Genomic DNA, 22,302 nt, shown 5'->3' with positions numbered 1-22,302 from the left:
AACCCGAGCGCGCTGACCTGATCCGGAGTGCCCTGGGCCGAATCCCGAGGTTCGCCGCGTAGCCTGTACTCTGTTCACCCCGACCAGCGGACCGAAAGCAGCACCTGTGACGATCAAACCCGACCTCGATGCCACCATCCCCGACGACCTGGGCGCACTGCACTTCGTCGGCATCGGCGGTTCGGGCATGAGTGGCATCGCGCGTCTGTTCCTGGAGTCCGGTCACACGGTGACCGGGTCGGACGTGCGGCACTCGGCGAACATCGACGCGTTGCGCGCACTCGGCGCCACCATCGCGATCGGCCACGACGCGGCGAACGTCGGCGACGCCGACACGCTCGTGGTCACCGGCGCGCTCTGGCAGGACAACCCGGAGTACCAGCTGGCGCTCGAGAAGGGCATCCCGGTGCTGCACCGGTCGCAGGCGCTCGCGTGGCTGATCAGCCGCAAGCGGCTCGTCGCCGTCGCCGGCGCGCACGGCAAGACCACCTCGACCGGCATGATCGTCACCGGTCTGCTCGGCCTCGGCGAAGACCCCAGCTTCGTGAACGGCGGCGTCATCGCCTCGCTCGGCAAGAGCTCGCAGGCCGGAAGCGGCGAGTTGTTCGTGGTCGAGGCCGACGAGTCCGACGGCTCGTTCCTGCTCTACGACACCGCGGTCGCCCTGATCACCAACGTCGACCCCGACCACCTCGACCACTACGGCTCGCTTGAGGCGTTCGAGGACGCCTTCGTGACCTTCGCCAAAGAGGCGAACGAGCTCGTCGTCGTGTCGTCCGACGACACCCGGGCGACGCACGTCCACCGCCGGCTGCGCGAGGTCGCGCCGGAGAAGCGCGTCGTCACCTTCGGCGAGGCCGAGGACGCCGATGTGCGCGTCCACTCGATCGTCACCGACGGCCCGGTCTCCTTCTCCCTGAGCTTCCAGGGGCAGGACTACACGGCCCAGCTGCGCGTGCCGGGGCGTCACAACGCCATCAACGCCGGCGGAGCGTTCGCGGTGCTCACCGGGCTCGGTTTCGACCCGGCTGCGTCGCTGGCGGCCATCGCGGAGTTCGGGGGGACCGAGCGCCGCTTCGAGTTGCACGGCACCGTGGGAGGTGTGAGCGTCTACGACGACTACGCGCACCACCCGACCGAGGTGGCCGCCGCCCTGTCGGCCGCGCGGACGGTCGTGGGCGACGGACGCATCATCGCCGTGCACCAGCCGCACCTCTACAGCCGGACCAGGCTCTTCGCCCGGGAGTTCGCCGAGACGCTGGAGACGTACGCGGACGAGACCGTCGTTCTCGATGTCTACGGCGCACGCGAAGACCCGGAGCCCGGCGTGACGGGTGCGCTGGTCGCCGAGCGTTTCGAGCATCCGGAGCACGTCGCCTTCATCGCCGACTGGCAGGCGGCCGCCGACCACACGGCCAGCATCGCCCGCGACGGCGACTTCGTCATCACGCTCGGCTGCGGTGATGTCTACCGCATCGTGCCGCAGCTCCTCGACTCGCTCCGCCGCGTCCGGGAGTAGGTGCCGGTGAAGCGTCCCCAGGGTTTCGACCGGTCCGCTGCTGCTCGGGCGGGCGTTCCCGACGCCGCGGCCGCGGCGCCTCCCGAGGCCCGCCCGGCGCAGGAACGCGCGGCGACGGTCGGCACCGTCACCGAGCCCATCCCGATCGTCCGCACGACGACTCCGGAGCGCGCCGAGACGCCGACGGCTCCGCGCCGCTCGCCCGACCCGTCGATCGGCCGGGTGCCCAGCAACCGTGAGATCTCCCGCGCCCTGCGGGCGGCGCGCGCCGAGCGCAAGCGCGTCGAGCGCGGCGAGGTGCGGCGCTTCACCAAGCGCTCCCGGCACCGGAGGATGCTCTGGCTGGGGGCGGCGGGAGTGGTCGTCGCCCTGGTGCTCGGCGTCGTGCTGGTGGGCCTCTCGCCGCTGCTCGCGCTGCGTCACGTGGAGGTCGTCGGAGCATCCCGGCTCGACCCGTCGGCGATCGCGAAGAAGCTCGGCGATCAGGTCGGCACGCCGCTCGCGCTGCTCGACCAGGCCGAGATCTCGAGCGACCTCGCCGGATTCCCGCTCATCCGCAGCTACACCCTCGAGAGCCATCCGCCCGACACCCTCATCGTGCGGATCGTCGAGCGCCGGCCGATCGGGGTGGTGCAGCAGGGCTCGGCGTTCGTGCTCGTCGACGAGGCCAAGGTCCCGATCGCCTCGAGCGCCGCGCGGCCGGCCGGTTTCCCGCTGATCGCAGCCACGGGGGCGGCGGCGGACGCGAACGCGGATTCCGGGTTCGCGGCGGCCTCCGCCGTGCTCGCGTCGTTGCCCTCCGCTGTGCTCGGGCGGGTCGACACGATATCGGCCAAGACCAAGGACGATGTGACGTTCACCCTGCGCGACAGCGGCGCGACGGTCGTCTGGGGGAGCGCGGAGGACTCCGCGCTCAAGTCGGCCGACCTCGCCGCGCTCCTGAAGGGCGCGCCGGAGGCGCACCGTTTCGACGTCTCGTCGCCGCACAGTGTGACGACGGGATGACCGGGTTCGAGGCCCACTTTGCCGACACGCCTGGAAGCTGCGGCGGCTGGAGGCTCTGCGCCTCTACCGTCGAATCGAGAATTGCATACTCAGCATAACTTTAAGCCTCGAGTTGAGGTTGAAGGTTCCCGTGGAGGCCGGAAGTGACAGCAAACCAGAACTACCTCGCCGTGATCAAGGTCGTCGGCATCGGCGGCGGCGGCGTGAACGCCGTCAACCGCATGATCGAGCTCGGCCTGCGCGGCGTCGAGTTCATCGCCATCAACACGGACGCCCAGGCGCTGCTCATGAGCGACGCCGATGTCAAGCTCGACGTGGGCCGCGAGATCACCCGCGGACTCGGCGCGGGCGCCGACCCCGAGGTCGGTCGCCGGGCGGCGGAGGACCACGCGGAGGAGATCGAGGAGGCGCTCGCGGGCGCCGACATGGTCTTCGTGACCGCGGGCGAGGGCGGCGGCACCGGCACGGGCGGTGCGCCCGTGGTGGCGCGAATCGCCAAGTCGATCGGCGCCCTCACGATCGGTGTCGTCACCAAGCCGTTCTCCTTCGAGGGCAAGCGCCGCCAGCAGCAGGCCGAGTCCGGCGTGCAGCGCCTCAAGGAAGAGGTCGACACCCTCATCGTCGTCCCGAACGACCGGCTGCTGGAGATCAGCGACCGCGGCATCAGCATGCTGGAGGCGTTCTCCACCGCCGACCAGGTGCTCCTCGCCGGTGTCCAGGGCATCACCGACCTGATCACCACTCCGGGTCTCATCAACCTCGACTTCGCCGACGTCAAGTCCGTGATGCAGGGCGCAGGATCGGCGCTCATGGGCATCGGCTCGTCGCGCGGCGCCGACCGCGCCATCAAGGCTGCGGAGCTGGCGGTCGCCTCGCCGCTGCTGGAGGCCTCCATCGACGGCGCCCACGGCGTACTGCTCTCCATCCAGGGCGGATCGAACCTCGGAATCTTCGAGATCAACGACGCGGCCCGCCTGGTGCAGGAGGCCGTGCACCCCGAGGCCAACATCATCTTCGGTGCGGTCATCGACGACACCCTCGGCGACGAGGTGCGCGTCACGGTGATCGCGGCGGGCTTCGACGGCGGCGAGCCGAAGTCGGTGCAGGCCGCGGCCGACACGCGGCGCTCGACCTTCGTCGAGTCCGGATCGGAGGAGGCGGCGGCCGCCTCGGCGACCGTGGAGGCCGGCGCGGCCGAGGCACCCGCCACCGAGTGGCACGCGACCGGCGAGACCCCGGTCACCGAGACGGCCCAGAAGGACCCGGCGTTCGACGACGAGAATGACGACCTCGACATCCCCGACTTCCTCAAGTAGCCCGCTCGCCGAGCGGCTGGAAGCGGTCCGCGGCGGTATCGCCGATGCCGCCAGGGCCGCCGGCCGCCGGCCGGAGGAGCTGACGACCATCGTCGTGACGAAGTTCCACCCGGCCTCCCTCGTGCGCGAGCTCGCAGCTCTCGGCGTGGAAGACGTGGGGGAGAACCGCCACCAGGAGGCGCAGGAGAAGGCGGCGGAACTCGCCGACCTCGGACTGCGCTGGCACTTCGTCGGCCAGCTGCAGAGCAAGAAGGCGCGTCAGGTCCGGCGTTACGCCCGGGTGATCCACTCGCTCGACCGCTCCTCCCTCGTCGACGCCCTGGCCTCGGACGAGGGCGTTGTGGACGGGTTCGTGCAGCTGAACCTCACGGACGACCCCGCGCGCGGTGGCGTCTCGGACCGCGACCTCGACGCGCTCGTCGAGCGCGTGCTCGAGACGCAGGGGCTGCGGCTCCTCGGCGTCATGGCCGTCGCGCCGCTGGACGAGGAGCCGGCCCGTGCGTTCGAGCGGGTGAGGCGGGCGAGCGATCGTGTCCGCGCACTCGCCCCCGAGGCGACCGCGATCTCGGCGGGGATGTCGCAGGACTACCGCGAGGCGATCGCCGCGGGCGCGACACACCTTCGCATCGGCACGGCCATTACCGGGAATCGGCCGACCCTTCGTTAATCTCGAAAGGGAGAAGGTTCATTCAGTGCGTGCGAGGCGTCGGCGCACCGGTCTACACGGAGGAAGCGCATGGCCAACCCGCTGAAGAAGACGATGGTCTATCTGGGCCTCGCCGACGAGGAGCTCGAGTTCGACGAGCAGCCTCAGGAGCAGGCGCAGCACCAGCCGCGCCGCGAGTCGCCGGCGCCCGCGCCGGTCCAGCCCGTCCCGCACCCCGCTCCGGTCGCCCCCGTGGCCGGCCGCGCTCCGGTAACGCCGCTGCGCAAATCGTCCACCGCACGGAATGTTTCGGTACAGGAAATGAACGAGATCCTCACAGTCCACCCCCGCCAGTACCGCGATGCGCAGGCGATCGCCGAATCCTTCCGCGAAGGCATCCCGGTGATCATCAACCTCTCGCAGATGAGCGAGAGCGACGCGCGCCGCCTCATCGACTTCGCGAGCGGCCTCTCGCAGGGGCTCTACGGCAAGATCGAGCGGGTGACTCCCAAGGTGTTTCTGCTCTCCCCGTCGCACGTCGTGGTCTCCGGCGAGCACGGCGGCCAGGACGCAGACGTCGACGCCTCCTTCTTCGCGCAGGCCTGACCGCCTCCGCCCGAAAGCGCACCGTCAGGCCGACGGTGCGCTTTCGTGCATTCTCGGTCGTTCATACTGGAAGCGTGCTTGTCGTCTCGATCATCGCGAACGTCCTCTACTACGTCCTCCTGATCTACTTCTTCGTGCTCTGGGCGCGTTTCGTCCTCGACCTGGTGCGCACCTTCGCGCGGCAATGGCGCCCGCGCGGGGTCGGGCTGGTGCTCGCCGAGTCCACCTACGTGGTCACCGACCCGCCGATCCGCTTCTTCCGGCGGATCATCCCGCCGCTCTCGATGGGTCCCGTCGCCATCGACTTCGGCTGGAGCCTCACCATGCTCGTCGTCATCATCGGGCTCTACGTGACCCTGAGTTTCACCTGACCATCAGCCGAGCGTCGGTGTCGGGTGTCGGCGCGCTCGCGTTGTAGTGTGGTCGAGGCCGACGCACCACGGGTGCGGCGGAGTGCGCTCTCGCAGTGCACTTTGCTAGCGTTGGCTGAACGCACTCAATGTTCGTCTTTTTCATGATCTAAGGTGGCTTGCCATGGCGCTGACTCCGGAAGATGTAGTCAACAAGCGGTTCCAACCGACGAAGTTCCGTGAGGGCTACGACCAGGACGAGGTCGACGACTTCCTCGACGAGGTGGTCGTCGAGCTGCGTCGCTTGACCCAGGAGAGCGACGAGCTCAAGCAGCGCCTCGTCGCGGCCGACTCGCGCATCGCCGAGCTCCAGCGCAGCGGCGGCGCCGCCCCGGCCGCGCCGGTCGCGGCCGCCCCTGCCGCCGACAACGGCGAGGTGCAGCGGCTCCAGCAGGAGAACGAAGACCTCAAGCAGCGCCTGGCCGCAGCGCAGCGCGAGACCGAGGCCGCGCGTCAGCAGGCGTCCGCCGCGCCGGCCGCCGCCGCGGGTGCCGCTGGTGCCGCTGCCGGGTTCGCCGCCGGCGCGACCGACGCGAACGACCCGAACGCGACCAACAACCTCCTGCAGCTCGCGCGCCGCCTTCACGAGGAGCACGTGCGCGAGGGCGTCGAGAAGCGCGACGCGCTCATCGCGGAGGGGCACGCCACCGCCGCCCGCATCGTCGCAGAGGCGGAGTCGAAGCAGCGCGCGCAGATCAGCGCCCTCGACCAGGAGCGCACCGGGCTGGAGCGTCGCATCGACGAGCTCCGCACGTTCGAGCGCGACTACCGCCAGGGCCTGAAGGGCTACATCGAGGGCCAGCTGCGCGACCTCGACAGCCAGTCCGTCGCCGCGCCGTCCGGTTTCGGCCAGGGCCGCACGGGCCAGGGCACCGGCAGCGTCCCGACCCGGGTCCCCGCCGGCTCGGGCGACGCGAACAGCCAGGACCAGGGTGCTCAGCCCCCGGTCTTCCCCGGCTTTGGAGGCTAGTCCTTCGAGGACCAAGGTCAGCATCAGGGCCTTGGCGATCTTGGCCGTGGTCGCGCTCTGCGTGTACCTCATCGACCAGATCGCCAAGGTCTTGGTCGTTTCGAACCTCTACGAGGGCCAGCAGGTCCAGGTCCTCGGTCAGCTCCTCCAGTTCCACTTCGTCAAGAATCCCGGCGCCGCGTTCTCGATCGGCAGCGGGTCGACCTGGATCTTCTCCATCGTCGGCGTCGGCGTGCTCGGCTTCGTCATCTGGTACGCGCCGCGCATCCGCTCGACCGCGTGGGCGGTCCTGTTCGGCCTCCTCCTCGGGGGCCTGCTCGGCAACCTGACGGACCGGCTGTTCCGCGAGCCGGGATTCGGAGTCGGCCACGTCGTCGACTTCCTGCAGATCCCGCTGCTCCCCGCGATCTTCAACCTCGCCGACGTCGCCATCGTCTCGAGCATGGTGCTGTTCCTCATCCTCACGCTGCGCGGCATCGGCCTGGACGGCCGGCGTCCCGCTGACGATGACGACGACGGCGAGGTGCCTGAGGCCGGCGAGGTGCGCGAGGACGGCGCCGGGATGGACGACGCCGCGCACGTCGACGAACCCGGCAAGCCGCAGTCCTGATGGAGTCGCGCAGCTTCCCCATCCCGGACGGCCTCGACGGTTCCCGTGTCGACGCGGGCCTCGCCAAACTCCTCGGCTTCTCGCGCAGCTTCGCCGCCGAGATCGCGGAGGCCGGCGGCGTCACGGTCGACGGCCGCTCGGCCGACAAGTCCGATCGCCTGACGGCCGGCTCCTGGCTCGAGGTGAGCTGGCAGCCGCGTCAGGAGGCACGCATCGTGCCGATCGCGGTTCCCGAGCTGACGATCGTGCACGACGACGACGACATCGTCGTGATCGACAAACCGGTGGGGGTGGCCGCGCATCCCTCCGTCGGCTGGGAGGGCCCCACCGTGCTGGGCGCGCTCGCGGCCGCGGGGTTCCGCATCTCGACCTCGGGCGCCGCCGAGCGGGCCGGCATCGTGCACCGGCTCGACGCGGGCACCAGCGGACTCATGGTCGTGGCCAAGTCGGAGCACGCGTACACCGTGCTCAAGCGTGCCTTCCACGACCGTACGGTCGAGAAGATCTACCACGCCGTCGTCCAGGGCCACCCCGATCCGCTGACCGGCACCATCGACGCGCCGATCGGGCGTCACCCGCGGTCGGACTGGAAGTTCGCCGTCGTCGCCGGCGGCAAGCCCTCCGTGACGCACTACGAGACGATCGAGGCGTTCCCCTCGGCGAGCCTCCTCGAGATCCACCTGGAGACCGGTCGCACGCATCAGATCCGCGTGCACATGGCGGCCCAGCGGCACCCGTGCGTCGGCGACGCCATGTACGGTGCCGATCCCGCCCTGTCCGCCCGGCTGGGCCTGACGCGGCAGTGGCTGCACGCCGTGCAGCTCGCGTTCGCGCACCCGGCGACGGGGGAGTGGGTGACCTTCACCACCACCTATCCGGAGGATCTGCAACACGCACTCGACGTGCTGAGAACGTCCTAGGTCCGACGTAGTCTTAAGCCCTCACCTCGACCCGGAGCACCAGTGCCTTCGACTGATTCCTTCGTCCATCTCCACGTCCACAGCGAGTACTCGATGCTCGACGGGGCCGCACGCGTCAAACCGCTCATCGAGGCCGCCGTCGAGCAGGGGATGCCGGCCGTGGCGATCACCGACCACGGCAACATGTTCGGCGCGTTCGACTTCTGGCGCACCGCGACCGATGCGGGCATCAAGCCGATCATCGGCACCGAGGCCTACCTCACGCCGCGCACGCACCGCACAGACAAGACGCGCGTGCGCTGGGGCGACGGCGGCGGCGACGATGTGTCGGGCTCGGGCGCGTACACGCATATGACGATGCTCGCCGCGACGACCGAGGGGATGCACAACCTCTTCCGGTTGTCGTCCTACGCGTCGATGGAGGGGTACTACTTCAAGCCGCGCATGGACCGCGAACTGCTCAGCCGCTATTCGAAGGGCATCATCGCGACCACCGGGTGCCCGTCGGGAGAGGTGCAGACGCGCCTGCGGCTGGGGCAGTACGACGAGGCCAAGAAGGCAGCGGCGGAGTTCAGGGACATCTTCGGCAAAGAGAACTTCTTCGCCGAGATCATGGACCACGGGCTCGGCATCGAGCGCCGGATCATGAGCGATCTGATCCGGCTGGCGAAAGAGCTCGGCCTGCCGCTCGTCGCCACCAACGACCTCCACTACACGCACGCGGCCGATGCCAAGAGCCACGCCGCCCTGCTCTGCGTGCAGTCCGGCTCCACCCTCGACGACCCCAACCGGTTCAAGTTCGACGCCGACGAGTTCTATCTCAAGACGCCCGAGGAGATGCGCCAGCTCTTCCGCGACCACCCGGACGCGTGCGACAACACGCTCGCGATCGCCGAGCGCGTCGACGTGAGGTTCGACACCGCAGCCAACTACATGCCGCGCTTCCCGGTTCCGGAGGGCGAGAACGAGCAGAGCTGGTTCGTCAAGGAGGTCGAGAAGGGGCTCGAGCAGCGCTACCCGAACGGCATCACCCCCGAGGTGCGCAAGCAGGCCGACTACGAGATCGGCGTGATCTCGCAGATGGGCTTCCCCGGCTACTTCCTGGTCGTCGCCGACTTCATCAACTGGTCGAAGCGCAACGGCATCCGCGTCGGCCCCGGCCGTGGCTCGGGCGCCGGGTCGATGGCCGCGTACGCCATGCGCATCACGGACCTCGACCCCCTGCAGCACGGCCTGATCTTCGAGCGCTTCCTCAACCCCGACCGCGTCTCCATGCCCGACTTCGACGTCGACTTCGACGACCGCCGCCGCGGCGAGGTCATCAAGTACGTGACCGAGAAGTACGGCTCGGAGCGTGTCGCCCAGATCGTCACCTACGGCACCATCAAGGCCAAGCAGGCGTTGAAAGACTCCGGGCGCGTCCTCGGCTTCCCGTTCTCGATGGGCGAGAAGCTCACCAAGGCGATGCCGCCGCCCGTCATGGGCAAAGACATCCCGCTGACCGGGATCTTCGACAAGGACCACCCGCGCTACAAGGAGGCCGTCGACATCCGCTCCGTCGTCGAGACGGATCCCGAGGCCAAGACCGTCTTCGACACGGCGCTCGGGCTCGAGAACCTCAAGCGCCAGTGGGGTGTGCACGCGGCCGGCGTCATCATGTCGTCCGATCCGCTCATCGACGTCATCCCGATCATGAAGCGCGAGCAGGACGGCCAGATCGTCACCCAGTTCGACTATCCGGCGTGCGAGTCCCTCGGCCTGATCAAGATGGACTTCCTGGGCCTGCGCAACCTCACGATCATCAACGACGCGCTCGACAACATCCGCGACAACCGCGGGGTGAACCTCGTCCTGGAAGATCTCGAGCTCGACGACCGTCCGGCCTACGAGCTCCTGTCGCGCGGCGACACGCTCGGCGTGTTCCAGCTCGACGGCGGCCCGATGCGCTCGCTGCTGCGTCTGATGAAGCCCGACAACTTCGAGGACATCTCGGCTCTCATCGCGCTGTACCGGCCGGGCCCCATGGGCGCGAACTCGCACACCAACTACGCGCTGCGCAAGAACAACCTGCAAGACATCACGCCGATCCACCCGGAGCTCGCCGAGCCTCTGGAAGACATCCTCTCGACCAGCTACGGCCTGATCATCTATCAGGAGCAGGTCATGGCGATCGCGCAGAAGGTGGCGGGCTTCTCGCTCGGCCAGGCCGACATCCTGCGCCGCGCGATGGGCAAGAAGAAGAAGTCCGAGCTGGACAAGCAGTTCGAGGGCTTCTCGCAGGGCATGGTCGACCGCGGCTACTCGATGGAGGCCGTCGGCAAGCTGTGGGAGATCCTCCTGCCGTTCTCCGATTACGCGTTCAACAAAGCCCACTCCGCCGCCTACGGCGTGATCTCGTACTGGACGGCCTACCTCAAAGCGCACTATCCCGCGGAGTACATGGCCGCGCTGCTCACCAGCGTCGGCGACTCCAAAGACAAGATGGCGCTCTACCTCAACGAGTGCCGGCGCATGGGCATCAAGGTGCTTCCGCCGGACGTCAACGAGTCGAACCTATACTTCGCCGCCGTCGGCGAGGACATCCGTTTCGGTATGGGCGCGGTGCGCAACGTCGGTGCGAACGTCGTCGAGGGCGTCAGGGAGGCCCGTGAGGCCAAAGGCCGCTTCGAGTCGTTCCACGACTTCCTCGGCAAGGTGCCGATCCACGCTGCGAACAAGCGGACGGTCGAGTCGCTGATCAAGGCCGGCGCGTTCGACTCGCTCGGGAACACGCGCAGTTCCCTCCTCAACGTGCATGAGGAGGCCGTGGAGTCCGCGGTGAAGATCAAGCGCAATGAGGCGAACGGCGACATCGGGTTCGACTTCGACAGTCTCTGGGGTGAGGACGAGTCGGCTCAGACACAGCACTACATCGAGCCGCGGCCGGAGTGGAACAAGAAGACCAAGCTCGCCTTCGAGCGCGAGATGCTCGGACTGTACGTGTCCGACCACCCGTTGGCAGGGTTGGAGCTGCCGCTCGCCAAACACGCGAGCACCTCGATCGCCGACCTGCTCGCGTCGGAGAACATCCAGGACGGTGAGACCGTGACCATCGCCGGCCTCGTCACGAGCGTGCAGCATCGGGTGGCGAAGGCCTCCGGCAACCAGTACGGGATGATCCAGGTCGAGGACTTCGGCGGTGAGATCACGGTCATGTTCATGGGAAAGGCGTATCAGGAGTACTCCTCGATGCTGCAGAGCGACTCCATCGTCGTCGCTCGCGGGCGGGTGAGCCTTCGCGACGACGGCATGAACCTGCACGCCTATTCGCTCATGTCGCCCGACCTCGGCCAGGTCGACGAGGGTGGCGGGACGTTGATGATCGCGGTGCAGAACCGCCGCGCCACCGAGGAGATCGCCCACCGCTTGGACGAGATATTCCGCCGCCACGAGGGTCAGAACGAGGTGAAGCTCGGCCTGATCGACGGCGGAGTCATGCGCGTCCAGAACCTCCCGCGCTATCACGTCAAGCTGTCGCCCGACCTCTACGGCGAGCTCAAGGGCCTCCTCGGCCCGAACTGCCTGGTGTAGCTCGGCGCATTCGTCACGAATGCCGACATTCGTGCCACGAAAGTCGATATTCGTGACGAATGCGCGTGCTCAGCCGCGCGCTCAGTCGAGCTCGCTGGGCCGGTGGTAGCGGCGCTCGTGGTAGAGCAGCGGCTCGTCGGGCTCGCCGAGCTCGCCCTGCTCGATCTGCACGACGACCACCGCGCTGTTGTGCACGGGGAAGCGCTCGACGATGCGCCCGACCATCCACGACGTGACGTCGTTGATGACGGGCAGGCCGTGCGGCCCGCGGTGCCAGTGGTCACCCAGGAAGCGCTGCGAGTTGTCGGCCGAGAGGATCTCGGCGACCCCCTTGTTGCGGACGCCGAGCATGTGGATGACGACGCGGTCGGTCTCCAGGAGCGCGGGCCAGCTCGACGCCGAGAGCGCCATGTTGAAGGTCGCCAGCGGGGGGACCGCCGCGAGCGACGCGAGCGACGTGGCGGTGAAGCCGACCGGGGTGCCGTCGGCCGTCTGGGCGGTCACGATGGCCACGCCGGCTGCGTGCCGGCGGAAAGCCTGACGGAACGCGGAGAGGTCGGGAGTGCGGTCGGTCGTCGCATCGTTCATACAGGTTAAGAAGTACCGTTCGGCGCGGGGGATTCCCGAAGGGGGAGGGGTCGGGAGCGGATAGGCTGGAACGGCCATGATGAACACCATCGATCTCCGCGGAGTCCAGCCTACCCGCGCCGCCTTCGAGCGGCTCGTCCCCCGTCCCGTCGTCGACGTCCGGGTCGCGATGACAGTCGCCGACGAGTTGATCCATGAGGTGCGGACCCGCGGAGCGGTGGCGCTCGCCGAGCAGGCGGAGAAGTTCGACGGCGGGGCACCCGCATCGATCCGCGTTCCCGCCGCCGACATCGCCGCCGCCGTCGACGCCCTCGCGCCCGACGTGCGCGCGGCGCTCGAGGAGGCGATCGTGCGCGTGCGCCAGGCGACCGCCGTTCAGGTGCCTCCGGCCGCCGAGACCGCGATCGGGCCCGGTGCGACGATCGTGCAGCGCTGGCAACCGGTCGAGCGCGCCGGCCTCTACGTTCCGGGCGGCAAGGCGGTGTACCCGTCGAGCGTCGTCATGAACGCGGTCCCCGCCCAAGTCGCGGGCGTCTCCTCCATCGCCCTGGCGAGCCCGCCGCAGCGCGAGTTCGGCGGAGCGGTGCACCCGACCATCCTCGGTGCCGCGGGTCTGCTGGGCATCGACGAGGTCTACGCGATGGGAGGCGCCGGCGCGATCGGAGCGTTGGCCTACGGCGTGGAGGACATCGGCCTCGACCCCGTCCAGGTCATCACCGGTCCCGGCAACATCTACGTCGCCGCCGCCAAGCGCCTCGTCCGCGGCCAGACCGGCATCGACTCGGAGGCCGGGACCACCGAGATCCTCGTGATCGCCGACGATGCCGCCGATGCGCGATACGTCGCCGCCGACCTCATCAGCCAGGCGGAGCACGACGAGGCCGCGGCCTCCCTGCTCGTCACCGACAGCCCGGCCTTCGCCGACCGCGTGACCGCCGAACTGGAGGCGCTCGCCGGCGCCACCAAGCACGCGGAGCGGGTGCGCACGGCGCTCGGCGGACAGCAGTCGGCGATCGTGCTCGTCGACGACCTCGCCGCCGCCGCCGCGTTCAGCAACGCCTACGGCCCGGAGCACCTCGAGCTGCAGACGGCCGACCCGGATGCAGTGCTCGCGCTCATCCAGAATGCCGGCGCGATCTTCGTCGGCCCGACCGCCCCTGTCAGCCTCGGCGACTACCTCGCCGGCTCCAACCACGTTCTGCCGACCGGCGGCCAGGCCAGGTTCTCGCCCGGCCTCGGCGCGTACTCCTTCCTCCGGCCCCAGCAGGTGATCCGCTACGACCGGGAGGCCCTGCGCACGGTCGCCGACCGCATCGTGGCGCTCTCCTCGGCGGAAGACCTCCCCGCGCACGGCGAAGCGGTGACGATCCGCTTCGCGTGAGCTCCACCGCGCGGCGCTGTGGTTGGGATTGGGCCCTCGGTCGCAGGCTCCGGCCCTCGGTCGCAGGCTCCGGCCCTCGGTCGCAGGCTCCGGCCCTCGGTCGCAGGCTCCGGCCCTCGGTCGCAGGCTCCCTCGGCGCTGGGGTCGCGGCATCGCTTCGCGCTGCCCCTGAGCTCCACCGCGCGCTCCGCGCTGCCCGAGCTCCGCCTCGCGGTAGGATTTCTCCCATGTTCTGCCCCTTCTGCCGCCACCCGGACTCACGCGTCATCGACTCGCGCACGAGCGACGACGGGCTCTCGATCCGGCGGCGTCGGCAGTGCCCGGAGTGCGGTCGCCGCTTCTCGACCACCGAGACCGCGAGCCTCAGCGTCATCAAGCGCAGCGGCGTGGTCGAGCCGTTCAGCCGGGAGAAGATCGTGCTCGGCGTCCGCAAGGCCTGCCAGGGCCGCCCGGTGACCGACTCCGACCTCGCCGTACTGGCCCAGAAGGTGGAGGAGACGATCCGCTCGACGGGCGCCTCCCAGATCGAGGCCAACGACATCGGCCTCGCGATCCTCCCCGAACTCCGCGAGCTCGACGAGGTCGCCTACCTGCGTTTCGCGAGCGTCTACCAGGCGTTCGACTCCCTCGAAGACTTCGAGTCGGCCATCCAGCAGCTGCGCATCGAGCACCATGCTGAGCCCGTGGAGGTGGAGGGGTAGCTCCACCGAGCTCGATTCCTCGCGCTGTTCCGCTGAACCTCGGTCGCAGGCTCCGGCCCTCGGTCGCAGGCTCCGGCCCTCGGTCGCAGGCTCCCTCGGCGCTGGGGTCGCGTCATCGCTGCGCGCTGCCCTGAGCTCCACCGCGCGGCGCTGGGGTCGCGGCATCGCTGCGCGCTGCCCTCAGCTCCACCGCGCGCGGTATTCTCGTACCGGCATGTATCGCACACTCTTCTCCCTCGTCCTGTCGAAGTTCGACCCCGAGCGCGCCCACCACCTCGCATTCCTGGTGATCCGCGCCCTCCCCACCCTCGGGCTGGGCGGCCTGGTCCGCCGCTTCACAGCGCCCGACCCCTCGCTCGCCGTGGAGGCGCTCGGGCTGCGGTTCGCATCGCCCTTCGGCATCGCGGCCGGCTTCGACAAAGACGGAGAGGCCGTGATCGGGCTCGGCGACCTCGGGTTCGGGCACGTCGAGGTCGGAACCATCACTGCGCTCGCCCAGCCCGGCAACGACCGGCCGCGACTCTTCCGGCTGATCCCGGACCGCGCGGTGATCAACCGGATGGGCTTCAACAACCACGGCGCCGGCGACGCGGCCAACCGTCTCCTGAAGGTGCGGCGCGCCCGGCAGCGGCCGGTGCTCGGGGTGAACATCGGCAAGAGCCGCGTCGTCGCCGTCGAGGACGCCACCCAGGACTACCTGACGAGCGCCCGCGCCCTCGCCCCGGTCGCCGACTACCTGGTCGTGAACGTCAGCTCGCCGAACACGCCCGGTCTGCGCGGCCTCCAGGAGCTCGAACTCCTCGCGCCGCTGCTGACCGCGGTGAAGGAGGTCGCCGGCTCGACGCCGCTGCTGGTCAAGATCGCACCCGACCTGACCGACGAGCAGGTGGAGAAGATCGCGGGGCTGGCCGTCGAGCTGGGACTCGCGGGCATCATCGCGACGAACACCACCATCTCGCGCGACGGCCTGACGACCGATCGGGCCGTGGTGGAGGCCGCGGGCGCCGGCGGACTCTCCGGCGCTCCGCTGGCCGCCCGGTCGCTCGAGGTGCTCCGGCTGATCCGCGCGCACGTGCCCGCGGAGCTGTGCGTCATCTCGGTCGGCGGTGTGGAGACCGCGGAGGACGTGCAGCGTCGGCTCGACGCGGGCGCCACCCTCGTGCAGGGCTATACGGCGTTCCTCTACCGCGGCCCGCTCTGGGCGCGGCAGATCAACGCGGGGCTGCTACGCCTCCGGCGTGCCCTGGTGGAAGCGTAGGCGCCACCGGCCGCTGCTGCGCAGCCACAGCGAGCTGCGCAGGCTGGCTCCGCGCTCATCGACCGTGCGCGCGGTGAGCAGGATCGCGTCAGCGCCGATGCGCTCGGTTCCGAGGATGGCGAGTTCGGCGGCGGGGGAGTCCTCTTCGGCCAACGCCTCGAGGATCGCGTCCCGTCCCCACAGCGTGCCCGAACGGCCGATCTCCTCGAACTCGGGGTGGAGCAGAGCCGCCACACGGGCCGCATCGGACCGGACCGCCGGGTCGATGAGCTCGCGTTCCAGGCGGCGGACGACCTCCTCGTCGCTCTCGGCGGCGCTCAGGAGGTCGTCGAACAGATCGAACTCGACGCTGGTGGCAGCAGGCGCGGCAGGCGCGGCCGGTGCGACGCTCGGCGCGACCGGTTCGGCGACGGCGAGGGCGGGCGCAGGCTCGTGGACCGCGGCCCCCGGCCAGCCCGGGCCGATCGGAATCGCGTCGTCGTCGCGGTAGGCGGTGGCGGCGGCCCGCGCACGCTGGTCCGCCGCCTCGTTGAGGTCGTGGCCGGCATGGCCCTTGACCCACTCGAAGGTGTAGCGGCGGCCCTGGAGCGCGCGATCCAGGCGTTCCAGGAGCTCGCGGTTGAGCACCGGCGAGCCGTCGGACTTGCGCCAGCCTTTGCGCTTCCAGCCCGGCATCCACTTGGTGACCGAGTTGATCACGTACTGGCTGTCGCACAGGATGCGCAGATCGTCGTCGACGTGGGCGGTGGACTCCAGGAGGTCGATGACCGCCATGAGCTCGCCCATGTTGTTGGTGCCGTGCGGCCAGCCGCCCGCCGACCAATGGTCGTCGTCGACGTACCAGGCCCAGCCGGCCGGACCGGGGTTACCGAGGGCGGAGCCGTCCGCCGCTGCGACGATCGCCACGTCAGCTGGGGAAGTGGCCGCGCTTGACCTGCGGCTTGGGGAGGCGCATGACGCGCAGCTGCAGCGCACGCATGGCCGCGTACCACTTCAGGCCGCGCTCGACCTTGGTCTTGCCGAACTTGTCGCCGATCTTCCTGGTGACCGTGAAGCCGAGCACGATGCAGTCGATGACCGCGATCAGGAAGAACGCCCACAGTGCGACCAGGCCCCAGAGCTGCATGAACTGCCACGGGAGGAAGCTCAGCACGATCACGAGCAGCATGACGGGGATGAGGAACTCGCCGATGCTGAAGCGCGCGTCGACGTAGTCGCGCACATAGCGTCGCTGCTGCCCGCGGTCGCGGGCGGTCAGGTAGCGCTCGTCGCCCGCCGCCATGCCGATGCGGGCCTTCTCGCGTGCCTCGGCCTGCTTGCTGCGCGCCGCACGAGCCGCCTCTTTGCGGTCGGTGGGCACCAGGGGCCGCTTGCGGGCGGCCTCCTGCTCACGTCGGGTGGGCGTGGGGGCGCCCTTGCCCTGCGTGAGCCGGGCCGCGGTCTCTTCGGGGGTCTCGACGGCGGGCGTCTCCGCCTCGGCCGCCGGGTTCTGTCGTTTCGCCAACGCTTGCGCCTTCGTTTCAGGGGTCCGTTTAAGATTACCCGCATGACAGACTCCCAGCAGACTCCTTCCGGCCGAATCGCAGGTGCGGACGCCGACGCCGAAGCGCGCGTCCGTTCCGCCGTCGAGGCGGGCCTGCCCTCCACGATCGCCGAGCTCTCGCGTCTGGTGCGCATCCCGTCCGTGTCGTGGACGGCCTACGACCCCGCCAACGTCCGTGCGAGCGCCGACGCCGTCGCGGGTCTGCTGCGTGAGACCGGCGCGTTCGAGACCGTGGAGGTGAAGCAGGCGCCGATCGCGGGGGAGACCCTCGGCCAGCCTGCCGTGCTCGCGACCCGCGCCGCGAAGAACGGTCGCCCCACAGTCCTGCTCTACGCCCACCACGACGTGCAGCCGCAGGGCGACGCCGCGAACTGGGACACCCCTCCGTTCGAGCCGACGGTGCGCGGCGACCGCCTCTACGGGCGGGGAGCAGCCGACGACAAGGCGGGCGTGATGTCGCACGTGGCCAGCGTGCGCGCACTGGTGGAGGCGCTCGGGCCCGACTTCGACCTGGGGCTCGCGGTCTTCATCGAGGGCGAGGAGGAGTTCGGCTCGCGCTCGTTCGCCAACTTCCTGGAACAGAACAAGGCGGCGCTGGCGGCGGATGTCATCGTGGTCGCCGACTCCGACAATGTGGACGTCGACACCCCGGCCCTCACGGTCTCCCTGCGCGGCAACGTGACCTTCAAGCTCACCGTCTCCACGCTCGAGCACGCCTCGCACTCCGGGATGTACGGGGGAGCGGCGCCCGACGCGATGCTCGCCCTCGTCGCCCTGCTGGCGACGCTGCACGATGAGAACGGCTCCGTCGCGGTCGACGGCCTTCGTTCGCACGACGACGCAGCGGAGCCGCCGGCGCTGAGCGACGAGCAGTTCCGCGAAGAGGCCGCGCTGCTGCCCGGCGTGACCCCGATCGGGACAGGGCCGATCCTGTCGCGGATGTGGTCGCAGCCGACCGTCACGATCACCGGCATCGACGCGCCGAGCGTCGTCGACGCCTCCAACACCCTGCTCCCCAGCGTGGCGGTTCGCCTGAGCGCCCGCGTCGCGCCGGGGCAGCCGGCCTCCGAGGCCTACGCGGCCCTCGAGCGCCACCTGCGCGCGAACGCCCCCTTCGGCGCGCACGTCGAGATCAGCGACATCGACACCGGCGACGCGTTCCTGGTCGACACGGCCGGCTGGGCCGCGACGGAGGCGAAGCAGGCCATGGCCGACGCCTGGGGGAAGGACGCCGTCGAGACCGGCGTCGGCGGGTCGATCCCGTTCATCGCCGACCTCGTGCGCGAGTTCCCGGAGGCGCAGATCCTGGTGACCGGCGTCGAGGACCCGGACACCCGCGCGCACAGCCCGAACGAGTCGCTGCACCTGGGGGTGTTCAAGCGGGCGATTCTCGCCGAGGCCCTGCTGTTGGCGCGGCTGAACCGCCGGGAGAGCTGAGCGCGGCAGGTGGATCGGCCGCTGCTGAGCGATCTTGCATCGAAGAGACGTACAATCGACCCAGATTTCGCAATCGAACTCTCGACAGAGGTGTGAGGAGCCCCATGACCGACACAGCGCTGACCGCGACCAAGGCCCACGGCGTCGGCCTGACCGACAACGCCGCAGGCAAGGTCAAGAGCCTGCTCGAGCAGGAGGGCCGCGACGACCTGCGTCTGCGCGTCGCCGTCCAGCCCGGCGGCTGCTCCGGCCTGATCTACCAGCTGTACTTCGACGAGCGCATGCTCGACGGAGACGCCACGGTGGACTTCGACGGGGTCGAGGTCATCGTCGACAAGATGAGCGTGCCCTACCTGGACGGCGCCACGATCGACTTCGAGGACACCATCCAGAAGCAGGGATTCACCATCGACAACCCCAACGCGACGGGTTCGTGCGCCTGCGGAGACTCGTTCCACTGAGTCGTCCATAGCATAGAAAACACCTCAGGGCCGCCCCGTGTGGGCGGCCCTTTGTGTTCAAAACCGGGTGTCCAGCGGAGTAGGGTAGAGAACGCCACATACAGTTGCATGTGAACTGTCCCCGAGTCTCTCGAAAGGTCACCGGTGCGTCACAATCGCCGTCTCCGATGGGCTGCCATCCCGATCGCAGCGACACTCGCTCTCGTCCTCGCGGGCTGCACGCAGGCCCAGCTCCACGGCTTCCTGCCGGGCTTCGTCGAGGGCGAGCAGCCCGTTACGAACCACACGGACCGCATCAGCGGTCTCTGGGTGACGAGCTGGATCGTCCTTCTCATCGTGGGCATCGTCGTGTGGGGCCTGATCCTCTGGGCGGTCATCGTCTACCGGCGCCGTAAGGGTCAGACCGGTCTCCCGGTGCAGCTGCGCTACAACATGCCGATCGAGATCTTCTACACGATCGTGCCGCTCATCCTGGTGCTCGGCTTCTTCGCCTTCACCGCGCGCGACCAGAACGCCATCGAGCAGCCGTACGCGCACCCCGACCTCAAGATCCAGGTCTACGCCAAGCAGTGGGCGTGGGACTTCAACTACGTCACCGACAACGTGTACGACCCGGGAATCCAGGCGCAGCCGGACGACGCGAACGCCGCGCCCGGCACGGTCCAAGAGAGCCAGATCCCCACCCTCTACCTCCCCGAGAACAAGAAGGTCACGATCCAGCTCGACTCGCGCGACGTGATCCACTCGTTCTGGGTGCCGGCCTTCCTCTACAAGAAGGACGTCATCCCGGGCAAGACGAACTACATGTACTTCTCGACCACCGGCCGCACGGGAACCTTCGTCGGCAAGTGCGCCGAGCTGTGCGGCGAGTACCACTCGGCGATGCTCTTCAACGTGAAGATCGTCTCGCAGAGCGAGTACGACGCTCACATCCAGTCCCTCCGCGACAAGGGTTTCGAGGGGCAGCTGGGGTCGGAGTACGACCGCAACAACAACCTGCCCGGCACGGGCGCCCCCACGGGCAACGAGTGATTCCGGCAACGAGTAGGACAGACGCATGACGACGACAGCACCGGCGCCGGGAGCGACCACCGCTCCTGCAGCTCCGAAGCCCACTCTCCTCACCGCGAACGGGGTGGAGCGCAAGGGCAACATCCTCGTGAACTACATCACATCGACGGACCACAAGACGATCGGGTACATGTACCTCGTCTCGTCGTTCATCTACTTCCTGATCGGCGGCGTCATGGCGCTGATCATCCGTGCCCAGCTGTTCGAGCCCGGCCTGGAGGTCGTCCAGACCAAGGAGCAGTACAACCAGCTGTTCACGATGCACGGCACGATCATGCTGCTGATGTTCGCGACGCCGCTGTTCGCCGGCTTCGCCAACGTGCTCATGCCGCTGCAGATCGGTGCTCCCGACGTGGCGTTCCCGCGTCTGAACGCGCTGGCGTACTGGTTCTATTCGTTCGGATCGCTGATCGCGGTCGCCGGCTTCCTCACTCCGCAGGGTGCCGCGTCGTTCGGATGGTTCGCCTACGCGCCCCTGTCGAGTACGACGTTCTCACCGGGCGTCGGAGGCAATCTCTGGGTGGTCGGGCTCGGCCTGTCGGGCTTCGGAACGATCCTCGGTGCGGTGAACTTCATCACCACCATCATCACGATGCGTGCCCCCGGAATGACCATGTTCCGCATGCCGATCTTCACCTGGAACATCCTGGTCACGTCGATCCTCGTGCTGATGGCCTTCCCGGTCCTGGCCGCTGCGCTCTTCGCTCTCGCAGCCGACCGTGTGTTCGGTGCGCACATCTACGACGCGGCCAATGGTGGGGCACTGCTCTGGCAGCACCTGTTCTGGTTCTTCGGGCATCCGGAGGTCTACATCATCGCGCTGCCGTTCTTCGGCATCGTGTCGGAGATCTTCCCGGTGTTCAGCCGCAAGCCGATCTTCGGGTACAAGACCCTGATCTACGCGACGATCTCGATCGCCGCGCTGTCCGTCACCGTGTGGGCGCACCACATGTACGTGACCGGCTCGGTCCTGCTGCCCTGGTTCTCGCTGATGACCATGCTCATCGCGGTTCCGACCGGTGTGAAGATCTTCAACTGGATCGGCACGATGTGGCGGGGCTCGTTGACCTTCGAGTCCCCCATGCTGTGGTCGATCGGCTTCCTCATCACGTTCACCTTCGGTGGTCTGACCGGTGTCATCCTCGCGTCGCCGCCGCTCGACTTCCACGTGTCCGACACGTACTTCGTCGTCGCGCACTTCCACTACGTGGTGTTCGGAACCGTCGTGTTCGCGATGTTCGCCGGGTTCTACTTCTGGTGGCCCAAGTGGACGGGCAAGATGCTCAACGACCGGCTGGGCAAGTGGCACTTCTGGCTGCTGTTCATCGGTTTCCACACGACGTTCCTCATCCAGCACTGGCTCGGCGTCGTGGGCATGCCCCGACGGTATGCGACCTACCTGCCGTCCGACGGCTTCACGTGGATGAACCAGGTCTCCTCGATCGGCGCGGGCATCCTCGCCGTGTCGATGATCCCGTTCTTCGTCAACGTCTACCTGACCGCCCGCAATGCGCCGAAGGTCACCGTCAACGACCCGTGGGGCTACGGCCGCTCGCTCGAGTGGGCGACGTCCTGCCCGCCGCCGCGGCACAACTTCACGTCGATCCCGCGTATCCGCTCGGAGTCGCCGGCGTTCGACCTCAACCACCCCGAGGCCGGCATCCCGATCGGCGTGGGCGGAGGCAAGGACGCCCCTGACGCCCCTGTGCTCGACATTGCAGACAGCAAGGTGAAGTGAACCCATGAGAGCCAACGCAATCCTCTTCTGGATCCTCGCGATCTTCTTCCTTCTCTCGGCGATCGTCTATACGCTGTGGAGCCTGCTCGACCCGATGCACCTGAAGGTCGAGTGGGTCGGCACGGTGGCGCTCACGCTGAGCGCGATCCTCGCGGCGTTCATCGCGTTCTACGTGGGGCGCTCGCACGCCTCGCAGGGCGGTGAGCTGCCGGAGGACAAGCTCGACGCGAACATCGACGACGGCGACCCCGAGCTGGGTCACTTCTCGCCGTGGAGCTGGTGGCCGGTGGCCCTCGCCGCCGCCGCGGCTCTGGTGATGCTCGGCCTCGCTGTCGGGTTCTGGATCTGCTTCATCGGTGTGGCTTTCGCGCTGGTCTGCATCGTCGGCTGGGTCTACGAGTACTACCGGGGCTTCTTCGCCCGCTGAGTTACCGCTGAGGTTCGCCTCGCTCTGAACTGCTCCCCGTGAGCCGGATGGGACATCTCCATTCGAGCTCGTGGGGAGCAGTTCTGCGTTGGGGAGGGTACCGCTGCGCACTGCGGTTGTGGGCC

21 protein-coding genes are annotated in these 22,302 nt (G+C 68.8%); 18 read left to right on the top strand and 3 right to left on the bottom strand.

Annotated features, from left to right (window positions below):
- The first annotated feature begins 106 nt into the window (after positions 1 to 106).
- The 10 genes from murC to dnaE all read left to right on the top strand — a co-directional run bounded on the left by murC (position 107) and on the right by dnaE (position 11,572).
- A complete protein-coding gene (gene murC, locus KNO15_RS04055; protein WP_241702154.1) occupies positions 107 to 1,519 on the top strand; it encodes a UDP-N-acetylmuramate--L-alanine ligase in 1,413 nt (470 codons plus the stop codon).
- 6 nt (positions 1,520 to 1,525) lie between these two features.
- On the top strand, positions 1,526 to 2,524 hold the full coding sequence (locus tag KNO15_RS04050) for an FtsQ-type POTRA domain-containing protein (protein ID WP_241702153.1): 999 nt from the start codon (positions 1,526 to 1,528) through the stop codon (positions 2,522 to 2,524).
- Between the two features lie 143 nt (positions 2,525 to 2,667).
- On the top strand, positions 2,668 to 3,840 hold the full coding sequence (gene ftsZ / locus KNO15_RS04045; protein ID WP_241702152.1) for a cell division protein FtsZ: 1,173 nt from the start codon (positions 2,668 to 2,670) through the stop codon (positions 3,838 to 3,840).
- Positions 3,806 to 4,507 carry a YggS family pyridoxal phosphate-dependent enzyme gene (locus KNO15_RS04040; protein ID WP_241702151.1) on the top strand — a complete coding sequence of 234 codons (702 nt, stop codon included), beginning with the start codon at positions 3,806 to 3,808 and terminating at the stop codon, positions 4,505 to 4,507. Before ftsZ ends, KNO15_RS04040 begins: the two co-directional genes overlap by 35 nt.
- Positions 4,508 to 4,576: 69 nt before the next feature.
- A complete protein-coding gene (locus KNO15_RS04035) occupies positions 4,577 to 5,092 on the top strand; it encodes a cell division protein SepF (protein WP_241702150.1) in 516 nt (171 codons plus the stop codon).
- A 74-nt stretch (positions 5,093 to 5,166) separates the two neighbouring features.
- Entirely contained in the window at positions 5,167 to 5,463 is a 297-nt protein-coding gene (locus tag KNO15_RS04030; protein WP_208039565.1) for a YggT family protein, read from the top strand.
- A gap of 163 nt (positions 5,464 to 5,626) precedes the next feature.
- Positions 5,627 to 6,472 (top strand): DivIVA domain-containing protein, encoded by an 846-nt coding sequence (locus tag KNO15_RS04025; protein ID WP_241702149.1) that lies wholly within the window; start codon positions 5,627 to 5,629, stop codon positions 6,470 to 6,472.
- Between the two features lie 31 nt (positions 6,473 to 6,503).
- A complete protein-coding gene (gene lspA / locus KNO15_RS04020) occupies positions 6,504 to 7,082 on the top strand; it encodes a signal peptidase II (protein ID WP_241702148.1) in 579 nt (192 codons plus the stop codon).
- The gene (locus KNO15_RS04015; RefSeq protein ID WP_241702147.1) at positions 7,082 to 8,002 is read left to right on the top strand and encodes an RluA family pseudouridine synthase; all 921 of its coding nucleotides are present in this window, start codon (positions 7,082 to 7,084) and stop codon (positions 8,000 to 8,002) included. Before lspA ends, KNO15_RS04015 begins: the two co-directional genes overlap by 1 nt.
- Positions 8,003 to 8,095: 93 nt before the next feature.
- Positions 8,096 to 11,572, top strand: a complete 3,477-nt coding sequence (gene dnaE / locus KNO15_RS04010) for a DNA polymerase III subunit alpha (RefSeq protein WP_241702678.1) — start codon at positions 8,096 to 8,098, stop codon at positions 11,570 to 11,572.
- A gap of 81 nt (positions 11,573 to 11,653) precedes the next feature.
- Here dnaE and KNO15_RS04005 read toward each other — a convergent pair whose 3' ends face one another.
- Positions 11,654 to 12,160 (bottom strand): flavin reductase family protein, encoded by a 507-nt coding sequence (locus KNO15_RS04005; protein WP_241702146.1) that lies wholly within the window; start codon positions 12,158 to 12,160, stop codon positions 11,654 to 11,656.
- Between the two features lie 76 nt (positions 12,161 to 12,236).
- Between KNO15_RS04005 and hisD the strand changes: the two genes are divergently transcribed.
- The 3 genes from hisD to KNO15_RS03990 all read left to right on the top strand — a co-directional run bounded on the left by hisD (position 12,237) and on the right by KNO15_RS03990 (position 15,500).
- Entirely contained in the window at positions 12,237 to 13,541 is a 1,305-nt protein-coding gene (gene hisD / locus KNO15_RS04000) for a histidinol dehydrogenase (RefSeq protein WP_241702145.1), read from the top strand.
- Positions 13,542 to 13,768: 227 nt separating this feature from the next.
- A complete protein-coding gene (gene nrdR, locus KNO15_RS03995; protein WP_241702144.1) occupies positions 13,769 to 14,242 on the top strand; it encodes a transcriptional regulator NrdR in 474 nt (157 codons plus the stop codon).
- A gap of 214 nt (positions 14,243 to 14,456) precedes the next feature.
- Entirely contained in the window at positions 14,457 to 15,500 is a 1,044-nt protein-coding gene (locus KNO15_RS03990; protein ID WP_241702143.1) for a quinone-dependent dihydroorotate dehydrogenase, read from the top strand.
- Here the strand turns inward: KNO15_RS03990 and KNO15_RS03985 are convergent.
- Complete coding sequence (locus KNO15_RS03985) at positions 15,468 to 16,406, bottom strand: ribonuclease HI family protein (protein ID WP_241702142.1); 939 nt, start codon at positions 16,404 to 16,406, stop codon at positions 15,468 to 15,470. The two genes, KNO15_RS03990 and KNO15_RS03985, sit on opposite strands and share 33 nt — an antisense overlap.
- Before the next feature lies 1 nt (position 16,407).
- Complete coding sequence (locus KNO15_RS03980; protein WP_241702141.1) at positions 16,408 to 17,004, bottom strand: DUF3043 domain-containing protein; 597 nt, start codon at positions 17,002 to 17,004, stop codon at positions 16,408 to 16,410.
- A 42-nt stretch (positions 17,005 to 17,046) separates the two neighbouring features.
- Between KNO15_RS03980 and KNO15_RS03975 the strand changes: the two genes are divergently transcribed.
- From KNO15_RS03975 to KNO15_RS03955, 5 genes are all read left to right on the top strand, one after another.
- Positions 17,047 to 18,480, top strand: coding sequence for a dipeptidase (locus KNO15_RS03975; protein WP_241702140.1), 1,434 nt, complete (start codon positions 17,047 to 17,049; stop codon positions 18,478 to 18,480).
- 104 nt (positions 18,481 to 18,584) lie between these two features.
- Positions 18,585 to 18,941: an iron-sulfur cluster insertion protein ErpA gene (gene erpA / locus KNO15_RS03970; protein ID WP_179605631.1), complete on the top strand. Its 357-nt coding sequence runs from the start codon at positions 18,585 to 18,587 to the stop codon at positions 18,939 to 18,941.
- Between the two features lie 144 nt (positions 18,942 to 19,085).
- Complete coding sequence (ctaC, locus tag KNO15_RS03965; RefSeq protein WP_241702139.1) at positions 19,086 to 19,973, top strand: aa3-type cytochrome oxidase subunit II; 888 nt, start codon at positions 19,086 to 19,088, stop codon at positions 19,971 to 19,973.
- Positions 19,974 to 19,998: 25 nt separating this feature from the next.
- Complete coding sequence (gene ctaD, locus KNO15_RS03960; RefSeq protein WP_241702138.1) at positions 19,999 to 21,750, top strand: aa3-type cytochrome oxidase subunit I; 1,752 nt, start codon at positions 19,999 to 20,001, stop codon at positions 21,748 to 21,750.
- A gap of 4 nt (positions 21,751 to 21,754) precedes the next feature.
- Positions 21,755 to 22,177: a cytochrome c oxidase subunit 4 gene (locus KNO15_RS03955; protein WP_241702137.1), complete on the top strand. Its 423-nt coding sequence runs from the start codon at positions 21,755 to 21,757 to the stop codon at positions 22,175 to 22,177.
- The last annotated feature ends 125 nt before the right edge of the window (positions 22,178 to 22,302 follow it).

Source organism: Leifsonia shinshuensis, from assembly GCF_022606355.1.
GTDB lineage: Bacteria > Actinomycetota > Actinomycetes > Actinomycetales > Microbacteriaceae > Leifsonia > Leifsonia shinshuensis_B.
Note: the sequence above shows the minus strand (reverse complement) of the source record. Positions and strands in the feature narration are given on the sequence as shown.